Raw genomic sequence first — 6,779 nt, 5'->3', positions numbered from 1 at the left:
GCCTTGCGTTGCAGAGCCGCTCTCAAGCGGGAGTAGTGGTCTCTGACCCAGTTCAACTGCTGTCCATTCCAGTGGTCTCCCTCAGAGGTATGGGCAATATCTCTCCTACCCAAGTCCACACCAATCACCTTGGGAGTGTCTCGTGGCTCCGGTGGGTCCTGCTCCACGCAAATCTGGATGTAGTAAGAACCATCTTTGCGTTTGATGAGCGTGGCCGATTTGGGATTGGTGCCTGCCAACACGCCCCGCTGGTAGTTGCCCATTGCCAATTCAAAGCGTTCCCGCCCCTCAACGGTGGTCAGCGACACCGTCCAGTCTTTTTCCCGGAAAGAGAAGATGCGGGCATCGTAGGTAACAAATCCGCCCTTGAACGCTTTAACTGAACGGTTTTTCTGTTGGGCAATCTTACGTGCAGCGGCCAACCTTCTTCTGCACACCTGTTGTGCCAGGTTGCTGGACAGTCCAAAGCGGGTACGAATTTCGCGGTAGCAGAGCGATTGGAGCTTGACGGCGTTGACTATCTTCTCTGGCGTGCTTTGGTTGACCCAGTAAGGCCTCCGGCCCACTGGCGCGAGCAAGGCTCGCGCAAAAGCATCAAGTGTCGCCTCCAGCTTGGCGGCTTGCGACACAGACACCTTGAGCTTGCAGGAGATAGTCAGGACTTGAGTCCTGTCACAGTTATCCGTCGTCCGCATTCCTCCCGGCCCTGACCGGCCCCCCTCCCCCCGTATACGGGGGTACAGGGCGGGGCTCCTGCGGTTTCTAGCCGACCAGAGGACAAGGAAATCCAAAGGGGGAGACCAGGGATCAGACCCGAGGTTTCCCCCGAGCGGCCTCCGCTAGACTGAGTAACAGGTAACTTCAGCCACACCCTCGTTGTCCCTTGCGTACTGGGAGCTCTCTGTGTCCAAGTTCCTCCTAATCGGTTCTACCGAACCTTTCAGCGGCAAGTCAGCGGCTGTCTTGGGTTTGGCCAAGCATCTGCAGCAACAAGGAGTGAAAATTACTTATGGGAAGCCGCTCGGATCTTGCGCCCGGGAGAATGGATCCCCGGAAGGGATGGATCCGGATATGCGCTTTGTAGCGGATACGCTGCGGCTGACCCAGATGCCCCCCATGCTTTTCCAGCTCGACGAAGACGCTTTGCTGACCCATATCCAGCAGTCTCTAGGGGAGCCAGATCCCGTGTGCTCTGTCGCCCCTTTGCGGGAGTTTGCCGAGGGATCCGCTGCAGACTTGATCCTGCTAGAGGGCCCAGCCGATCTCTATGAGGGAGAGCTGTTCGGCCTCTCCTTGGCCAAAATGGCCCAAGCCCTGGAGGCGTCGGTGCTGCTGATCAGCCGCTACCACTCTCCCTCAGCCGTCGATTCCCTCCTCTTTGCCCATCGCCAACTGGGATCCCATTTGGCTGGCGTGCTGCTCAACGATGTGCCGCCCGACCAGATGGAGCCGGCAAAGACCATCGTTCGACCCTTCCTGGAGGGGCAACGGATCCCGGTTTTGGGCATTTTGCCCTCCCACCGCATTTTGCGCAGCATCAGCGTCGGCGAGCTGGCGCGGCAACTGGAGGCGGAGGTGCTCTGCTGCCCGGATCGGATGGACTTGATGGTCGAAGACATTGCGGTGGGGGCGATGAACGTCAACTCCGCCTTAAAGTACTTCCGCAAGCTGGAGCACAAGGCGGTAATCACCGGCGGCGATCGCACCGATATTCAACTGGCCGCCCTGGAAACTTCCACCCTCTGCCTCATCTTGACGGGCAAGCTGCCTCTGGATCCCCGCATCCGGGCGCGGGCCGAAGAGTTGGAAGTACCGATCCTCTCCGTGGATCTGGATACCTTCACCACCATCAATCGCATCGAGCGGGTTTTCGGCCAGATCCGCCTGCACGAGGAGGTCAAAGTCCGCTGCATCCAGGAGTTAATGTCAGCGAATTTTGACTTTTCCCGCCTTTATACCCATCTGGGCCTGACACAACCCCTAGTGTCAGCGGCAGGCGCATAAAAAAGATGGTTGGATCTTCTCTACATCTAGCGCTTAGTAAGGCATCTGTTCAGAGAAAAAACACTATTGGTGACCAAGAAGGAATAGAGTTTCTCTATCGTCCTGATTTCTAGTGTCTGGCGCTTTCTCACATTTGCAAGGATTTCTGCAAGAAAACGCAGAGATCGTTCGCCATTTGCGTCTACCCACCAGCTTCAGGAGATATCATGCAAGTATTCATCACCTCAACACACCACTCCTCCCCCAGCTTTTCTGGGGGTTTTTATTCGCGCTTTTTCGCCAAACAACTCGGCTTCTGATACCTCTACATATGCTGCCGGTAGCGCGAAAGGATACTTTTCCAGGGCTATCCACAATAGCCGACGGCGCTGACACGCCTCCAGAGGATAGAATGCGGTTTCTGGTGTCGGTTAGGGATCCCATCATGGCCAAAAGCTCACACCTGGGCAACCGCCAAGTAGCGCGACGGCTAGCTGATTGCCCCCGTAGTGGCATTTTTACCGACGGAGGATGTTCTCCCAATCCAGGGCCAGGGGGATGGGCGGTGGTGGTGGTTGAGGATGACCAGATTGTGGATGAGTTTTACGGAGGGGATCCCGCCAGCACCAACAACCGCATGGAATTGACCGGTCTCATTCGGGCCTTGCAATACTGCCGTGATACCCAGGACAACCGCATGGACACCATCTACAGCGACTCCCATCTCTGTGTGCAGACCTACAACGATTGGATGGAGCGCTGGGCAGCGCAGGGGTGGCGACGGCGTACGGGGCCGGTGGAAAACCTGGACTTGGTGCAAGAGCTGTATCAACTGAAACGGCAGTGCCCGCAGGTGCGGGTGGCCTGGATCCCGGCCCACCGAGGTCTGCGCTGGAACGAATATGTGGATGAGCTGGTTGCCCGCGCCCGACCCAAGTAACTAATTTCTACATAATTTCGGCGGGCGGGCCTGGGATCACAGACAGCCTTCGAGTTCATCGCTTATGCTCAAGAGGACGGCTCGTTGCAGGTGTGGTATGCAAGCCCAACTTTATCGTCGCCCCCGTCCGTTCTCCCTGACATTGATGGCGGTGGGGGGCTCTTGGCTTTTGGGCTCCTGCCAGCTTAGGGCACCCCAGGTGCAGTTGCCCGGCGATGTTCTGCCGGAGACGGCGCTGGTGCCCCAGTCAGCACCCTTAGTGCTGGCCTTTTCCACCAAACCAGAAGAGGCGCTGCGCACCCACCCTGACCTTTTGGCTCAGTGGGAGGGCTGGACGGACAAAGCTTGGGCTAGCACCGGCCAGGAGTTCTCCCGCGAGGAAATCCAGGCCTGGGCCAGGGATCAATTCACGCTGGCGGTGGTGATCCCCAATCTAGTGCCGGGGGCTGCGGAGCCGGTGCCCGGGATCCTGTTTGGAGCCAGCACCCGCAACGCCGATCTGTCCAGGCAATTCCTGGCCCAAGTGCGGCAACAGGCAGAGGCGGAGGGGGCCAACTTCGAGCAGCGCCAGGAGCAAGGGGTAACTCTCCACGTGCAAACCAATGGAGAGCCGGGCGAACGGTGGGTGACGGCCGAGTTTGGCAACCGCTTCGTGGCCCTGGCCAACGATCCCAAGGTGATGGAGCAGGCGATTGCTGTCTATCGCGGCGAGACGGAGCCCATTAGCCGCGCCGAAGGCTTCCGCACTGCCGTGGGCGATCTCTACCAGAAGCCGGGCACCTTGGCTTTTGCCTACTTCAACTTCCAGGCTTTGCAGGAGGATCCCGAGTCTTTCCGAGATTGGACGCGGGACTGGGATGCGGTGGAGCTGGGATCCCTGCAGCCGCTGCGCTCTTTGGCTATGGCTGCCCACTGGCGGGAGCAGGGCCTGCAGATGCGCCTACTCACCCAACTGGATCCCCAAACCCCGCTGCTGGGCAAGTGGCAGACTGCCCGGGGCGAGCTGATCCAGCGGCTGCCCGGCAGTGCCCTGGCGGTGATCACCACCCAGCAGGTTGCCCAACGCTGGCAGGCGGTTGTGTCGGAGCTGGAAAAGGATCCCCAGGCCAAAGAGTCCCTGGATGAACTGCGGGCCGAGTTCCGCACCAACACCCGCCTGGATCTGGATCGAGACCTGATGGCTTGGCTGGATGGGGAGATGGCCTTGCTGGTGGCGCCCGATGCCCAGGCCCACCCCCTCTTGCAAGGCATGGGGGCGGCTTTGATCATCGAGAGCAGCCAAAAAGACAAAGCCAACGCGGCCCTGGCCCAGTTGGATCGGCTGGCTCAGGAGTCGGGCGCGCGAGTAACGGAAGCCGATGGCCAGGTAACCTGGGCGGATCCCTTGTTTAACCGTCCGCTTCTAACCCGTGCCTGGGAAGGCAACTACCTGATGGTTACCACCAGCACGGCGGCGCTGCAAAGCCTTGCCCAGCGCCAGGGCCATCTGCTTCCTCAGACCGAGCCGCTGAAAACCCTCTACAACCAGTTGCCCAAGCCCAACTACGGCTACTTTTTGCTGAATTGGCGAGGCCTCCGCACGGTGCTGGAAGCCGCCTTGCCGGGTGGGCTGGCCAACGTAGAGCTGGAAGCCCGTGAGCTGCTGACCCGCATCGATGGGATAGGGATCACCAGCTACCCCGCCGGGGAGCATGCTTTTGGGCTGGAGCTGCTGGTTACCGTGCCGCCCCAGCCACAGCCGTAAGCTCCTTCTCCCCTCCCCCAGAGGGAGAGGGGGGGGTGAGGGCTACAACCGGATCAGGCCGTAGGTGAGGGCATAGCGCACCAGCTCGGTGCGGCTGCTGGTGCCCGTCTTGTTGAGGAGGCGGGTGACATATTTTTCCACGTTGCGCACGCTGGTTTGCAGTTGTTTGGCAATTTCTTTGTTCATCAGACCTTCTGCTACCTTCTCCAACACCTGCTGTTCCCGCGGCGTCAGCTCCACCTTAATCGGTGGGGGTAAAGGAGTTGAGGTGGGGGGCTGAGAGGGACTGGTCGGGGGGAGAGTTCGCTCCGACAGCAGGGCGCGAATCGAGGCCAGCTCGCGGGCCACCACCTCTGAAGGGCTGGCCGCGCGCGAGCGCTCAATGAGATTGGAGACAATGGCCACCAGCTCTTCCGGATCGAAGGGCTTGGGCAAGTAGGCATCGACGCCGGCCCGGTAGCCCTGAATGCGGTCGGCGGTCATCCCTTTAGCGGTGAGGAACACCACCGGCAGATGGCTGTAGGGCTCGAGTTTTCGCAATTGCGCCAAAAATTGGTAGCCGTCCATGCCCGGCATCATGATGTCGGAGATAATTAGCTGGGGCTGGGCCGTGCTGAGCAGTTGCAGAGCCTGCTGGGCATTGGCAGCCGGGATCACCTCAAAGCCGCTGTCTTCTAGGTAGGCTTGCACTGCTTCCCGCAAGCCTGGCTCGTCATCTACCAACAAGATGCGGGCCCGTGCCGAGGCAGGTTCCAATTTGGCTTGAGCGGAGGGGGCCATTGGGCAGCTCCTGGATAGCTTCAAGATTTTGGCTGGGAGAAACATCCCTGCTCACATTTTCAAGCCCTACTGGGCCGTGGGCAATCTGAGGCGGAAGCAGGAGCCCTGGGGGGAGCTTTCCACCTGGAGATCTCCTCCCATTTGGGTGGCTAAGTCGCGGCTAATGGCCAATCCCAGCCCCTGCCCAGGCTTGGTGAGATCAGCGCGAAAAAACGGATCGAAGATCCGCTCCAGGTTCTCGGGATGGATGCCGGGGCCGTTATCACAGACGGCGATCCACACCTCTTGGCGAGAGGAGGCGCTTGAGCCTCTCGCTTCCTCGGTGAGCTTGACCTCCACCCTGAGCTGGATGTCGCCGGGGGGCGGGGTGTACTTGCAGGCGTTGTCGATTAAGTTATCCAACACCTGGCGCAGGGCGCGGGGATCCGCCTGTACCGGCGGCAGGGAAGGGGGAAGAACGGCCTGAAAGCGATGTCCCTGTGCTTCCGCCAGAGCCTGATAGATGGGGATCCACTCCCGGAGCAGGTCGGCCAAGGCAAGTGGCCGCAGGTGGAGAGGGGCTGGGATCCCGTCCAAGCGCTCGAGCTCCGCCAGCAGATCCTGCAGATGCCTGCACTCTTGCTCAATGCTGAGGCCAATCCAATGGTTACGATCGTCGGGGGGCAGACGCTTTTGCAACAACTTGGCCAACGTGCTCAGGGCAGTTAGAGGATTGCGCATCTCGTGGAGCAAGGTGGAGAGCTGCTGGGCAGATAGGGTGATCCCCCCGCCAGGCCTGGGATCCCCGCCCCCACAGACGGGCTCAGGCTCTGGGTGAGGTTCGGCAACTTTTTTCGCTCTCGGCATGGATCCCCTCTCTCAACTCTCCTGGAGCAAGCAAATCGATCCTAGCCCCATCCTCCCTGGGATTTGCCACTTCAGACCGGCTCCAGGCCGGCGGACTAGAGCTGGCGGGGCAGGTAGATGTTGAGAATTTCCCCCCGGTGGGCGCGGTGGCGCACAGTGAGGTAGCCCCCCAAGGCGCGGAACAGGGTTTGGGTAACTGCCAGGCTGAGGCTAACGGCGCCTGTATCTGGCTGTACCACCAACAACTGGCCAATTGCTTGAGGGGACTTGAGTTCCGAGCTGGGGCTGTCGCTCCCCTCTGGGGTGTTCACCTGAAATTGCAGTTTGACCAGCTCGCCAGCGCTAACCAATTGGGCGCGAATGTGGCTGCCGGCAGGGGTGCTGCGGGCAAGACGGTCGATCATCCCGAACAGCACCGCCTCCAGCGCCTTGGGATCGCTAACTACATCGGGTAGCTCATCAGGGATCTCCAGCTCCAGGTGGGAT

The 6,779-nt window shown here is 60.2% G+C and carries 5 protein-coding genes and 2 pseudogenes; 3 read left to right on the top strand and 4 right to left on the bottom strand.

The genetic code is table 11. From position 1 onward, the window contains the following. Positions 1-695 (bottom strand): annotated as a pseudogene (locus NW835_RS13155) (RNA-guided endonuclease TnpB family protein); the annotation flags it as partial. 208 nt (positions 696-903) lie between these two features. On the opposite strand from NW835_RS13155, the gene NW835_RS13150 reads away from it, so the two are divergent. From NW835_RS13150 to NW835_RS13140, 3 genes are all read left to right on the top strand, one after another. After that, positions 904-2,004, top strand: coding sequence for a phosphotransacetylase family protein (locus NW835_RS13150; protein ID WP_414415522.1), 1,101 nt, complete (start codon positions 904-906; stop codon positions 2,002-2,004). Positions 2,005-2,395: 391 nt separating this feature from the next. Further along, entirely contained in the window at positions 2,396-2,923 is a 528-nt protein-coding gene (locus tag NW835_RS13145; RefSeq protein WP_414415521.1) for a ribonuclease H family protein, read from the top strand. A 97-nt stretch (positions 2,924-3,020) separates the two neighbouring features. After that, positions 3,021-4,667, top strand: coding sequence for a DUF3352 domain-containing protein (locus NW835_RS13140; RefSeq protein WP_414415520.1), 1,647 nt, complete (start codon positions 3,021-3,023; stop codon positions 4,665-4,667). 42 nt (positions 4,668-4,709) lie between these two features. Here the strand turns inward: NW835_RS13140 and NW835_RS13135 are convergent, their stop codons facing one another. From NW835_RS13135 to NW835_RS13125, 3 genes and pseudogenes are all read right to left on the bottom strand, one after another. After that, positions 4,710-5,447, bottom strand: coding sequence for a response regulator (locus NW835_RS13135; protein WP_414365154.1), 738 nt, complete (start codon positions 5,445-5,447; stop codon positions 4,710-4,712). Positions 5,448-5,513: 66 nt separating this feature from the next. After that, positions 5,514-6,293: a sensor histidine kinase gene (locus NW835_RS13130; RefSeq protein ID WP_414365156.1), complete on the bottom strand. Its 780-nt coding sequence runs from the start codon at positions 6,291-6,293 to the stop codon at positions 5,514-5,516. 95 nt (positions 6,294-6,388) lie between these two features. After that, a pseudogene (locus NW835_RS13125) lies at positions 6,389-6,779 on the bottom strand (sensor histidine kinase); the annotation flags it as partial.

Source organism: Synechococcus sp. OH2 (genome assembly GCF_047462155.1).
GTDB lineage: Bacteria > Cyanobacteriota > Cyanobacteriia > Thermostichales > Thermostichaceae > Thermostichus.
Note: the sequence above shows the minus strand (reverse complement) of the source record. Positions and strands in the feature narration are given on the sequence as shown.

Excerpts from the sequence above, each read along its gene's own strand:
- NW835_RS13145 (WP_414415521.1), top strand. The coding sequence starts at position 2,396 with ATGCGGTTTCTGGTGTCGGTTAGGGATCCCATCATGGCCAAAAGCTCA.
- NW835_RS13140 (WP_414415520.1), top strand. The coding sequence starts at position 3,021 with ATGCAAGCCCAACTTTATCGTCGCCCCCGTCCGTTCTCCCTGACATTG.
- NW835_RS13135 (WP_414365154.1), bottom strand. The coding sequence starts at position 5,447 with ATGGCCCCCTCCGCTCAAGCCAAATTGGAACCTGCCTCGGCACGGGCC.
- NW835_RS13130 (WP_414365156.1), bottom strand. The coding sequence starts at position 6,293 with ATGCCGAGAGCGAAAAAAGTTGCCGAACCTCACCCAGAGCCTGAGCCC.